At 73.3% G+C, this 2,108-nt stretch carries 3 protein-coding genes; 1 reads left to right on the top strand and 2 read right to left on the bottom strand.

Annotated elements, in window-relative coordinates:
* Both ADY01_RS35100 and ADY01_RS35095 read right to left on the bottom strand, forming a co-directional pair.
* Nucleotides 1–620: TerD family protein (locus ADY01_RS35100; RefSeq protein ID WP_049580890.1), on the bottom strand; the 620-nt coding region annotated here is incomplete at its 3' end.
* Between the two features lie 84 nt (nucleotides 621–704).
* Nucleotides 705–1,307: a M48 family metallopeptidase gene (locus ADY01_RS35095; protein WP_049580889.1), complete on the bottom strand. Its 603-nt coding sequence runs from the start codon at nucleotides 1,305–1,307 to the stop codon at nucleotides 705–707.
* Between the two features lie 165 nt (nucleotides 1,308–1,472).
* Between ADY01_RS35095 and ADY01_RS35090 the strand changes: the two genes are divergently transcribed.
* A partial coding sequence (locus ADY01_RS35090; RefSeq protein ID WP_049580888.1) for a ThiF family adenylyltransferase occupies nucleotides 1,473–2,108 on the top strand: 636 nt, incomplete at its 3' end.

The following is a 2,108-nucleotide window of genomic DNA, read 5'->3' as shown; positions in this document are numbered from 1 at the left end:
CCGGGGGGTGGCGCGAAGCCGGGGGCCGGCCGGCCGGCGCCGCCCGGCGGCGCGAACCCGGGCGCCCCAGCGGCCGGCGGCGGCGGCTCCTCCTCGGCGACCTCGCCGCCGAAGTGCGCCAGCAGCGCGGCCAGTCCACCGTCGAAGCCCTGCCCGACGGCGGCGAACCGCCAGCCGTCCTTGCGGTAGAAGTCGCCCAGCATGACGGCCCGTTCGGTGGTGAACTCCGAGCCGTCGAAGGCGTAACGCGCCACCTCCTCGCCGCCCGCGACGATCCGCAGATACCCGGGGGAGACCTGGGACATGGTGCCGTCGCCGTCGATGGTCGCCGTGAAGGCCAGCCGGTGAATCGTCTCCGGCACCCTGTCGAGCGTGATCCGGAAGGACTCGGTGTCACCGGCCTGGGCGCCGAGGAGCTGGAGCGATTCCTCGGGGGACTTCGGCTGGTTGTAGAAGATGAAGTACCGGTCGTCCGAGAGCTGTTCGGCCTGGTCGAGGCCGAAACAGCTGATGTCGAAGACCAGCCCGGGACCGGATATCTGCACTCCCACGTACAGGTCCGTCCCGGCAGTCAGGTCACTGAGGCGGGCCTTCCGGCCGCGCTGGAAGTTCGTCACCATACGTAACGTCCGTCCCCCATCCGATAAGACATACATTCGGCGGTGGCCAGACTAGCCGTTCTCGCGGACAGTGACGGCAGAAGGTCAGTCCGCGCGGGGCCCGGGAACGTAGGGCAGGCGCTCGGCGGCGACCACGCCCTCCAGGAAGCCGCGGGCCCGCTCCGTTCGCGGATAGCGCTCGACCAGCTCCCAGAATCCCGGGCCGTGGCCGGGCACCAGCAGGTGCGCCAGCTCGTGGAGCAGCACGTAGTCGAGCACGTACTCGGGCATCCCCTGGAGGCGGTGCGACAGGCGAATGCTGCCGAGCGCGGGCGTGCAGGAGCCCCAGCGGGCGTTCTGATTCGTCACCCAGCGCACACTGTCCGGCTGCGCGCGCCCCTGGAGATAGCGCTCGGAGAGCTCGGCCGCGCGGCTCGCGAGGGCGTCGTCGTCGAGGATCCTGCGGTCCTCCTGGGCTGCCAGCTTGTCCAGCATCACCGTCACCCAGCGCCGTTCCTCGTCCGCGGTCATCCGGGCCGGGATCATGACGATGGTGCGGTCGCCCTCGCGGTAGGCGGAGACGGTGCGCCGGCGGCGCGCGCTGCGCCTGACCTCGACGCGATCGTCCCGCTCTGCGTCCACCACCGGTCGGCCCGCCGGGTGAATGCGCTGCGGCGGGCCGGCGCTGTTCAGCGGATCGGCGGGCACATCTCGACGTTACCCGGTGTGAGCCCGGTATGTCCCGCCCGTCGAACACCGGGTCGGTGAGGGCGGTTCACAACACCCGCTCCCCATGCCCTATTTGTAGGATTATCTCGGCTTCCTGTGGAAAACATCACACGCGTCACCTCTGTCCCGGCCCATGATGACCTCATGCATCCGATGATCAAGCCTTCGCTGCGGCGGGGCTGGCGGGACCGGCAGACGGTCAGGTACGGGGTGACCCCCGCGCACTCGGTGCTGTTCGGACCCCTGGACAGCGCCACGGAGAGCTTTCTGTCCCTGCTCGACGGCACCCGGGCGCTGCCCGCGCTGCGGGACGCCGCCGCCGCGCTCGGCCTCGGCCGGGGCGCCGCGGACCGGCTGGCCGCGCAGCTCGCCGCGGCCGGTGTCCTCGACGACGCCACGGCGGACCGCGAGGCCGCGGCCCAGGTCACCGGCGGTCTCCGGCCCGATCTCGCGTCGCTCTCCCTGCTGCGCCGGGAGCCGGGCGGCGGGCTCCGGGCCCTGACCGGGCGCCGCCGGGCGCGGGTGCAGGTGCGCGGCGCCGGCCGCGTCGGCGTGGCGGTGGCGACGGCCCTGGCCCAGGCCGGGATCGGGACGGTGGAGGTGGTGGACGGCGGCCGGGTCGAGCCGGAGGACACCGCCCCCGGCGGGCTGCGCCCCGAGCACACGGGAGCGCGCAGGGCGGACGCGGCCAGGAGCGTGGTGCGGGCCGTGATCCCCTGGCAGCGCAGGCCGCCGGGGGAGCCGCCGGGGGAGCCCGCGGAGGAAGGGGAGGGGCCAAGG

This window comes from Streptomyces sp. SBT349, assembly GCF_001083795.1.
GTDB lineage: Bacteria > Actinomycetota > Actinomycetes > Streptomycetales > Streptomycetaceae > Streptomyces.
Note: the sequence above shows the minus strand (reverse complement) of the source record. Positions and strands in the feature narration are given on the sequence as shown.